Origin of the sequence: Marinifilum sp. D714, from assembly GCF_030851345.1 — a bacterium.
Taxonomy (GTDB): domain Bacteria; phylum Bacteroidota; class Bacteroidia; order Bacteroidales; family Marinifilaceae; genus Marinifilum.
Map to the genome: position 1 here is coordinate 1 of NZ_JALPNU010000094.1, position 333 is coordinate 333.

The window sequence follows — 333 nt, forward strand, 5'->3', positions numbered from 1 at the left end:
TGTGAAACAGTTGCATCAGCATAAGTATCTGATTTTACAACCAAATTGGCAGTTCCCGCTGTTTGAAGAGCTGAATTTCCTCCACCTGGCTTTAGTGTTATGGTATTGGCTGTTCCATCGATATCGTAATCAGTTCCTGAACTTAGCACTGTACTATTGTAAGATACTTCTGATATCTTGGATTCCCAATCTGAATTGTCATCAAATGAAACCGTAAAATTGGCATCTACAGTTGCCGACCCTGCAGCTGTTAGCGATGGTGCAGAATTTAAACCTAAAGCAAATGAGTTGGATTCAAGTGTAAAACTTCCGCCACCCAAATCAAAAGTTATG

General features: G+C 39.9%; 1 protein-coding gene. It reads right to left on the reverse strand.

The window, feature by feature from the left end; all coding sequences use genetic code 11:
- Positions 1-333, reverse strand: a 333-nt coding sequence (locus M0051_RS19690) for a hemoblobin-interacting domain-containing protein (protein WP_306743279.1), incomplete at both ends; no start/stop codon positions are given.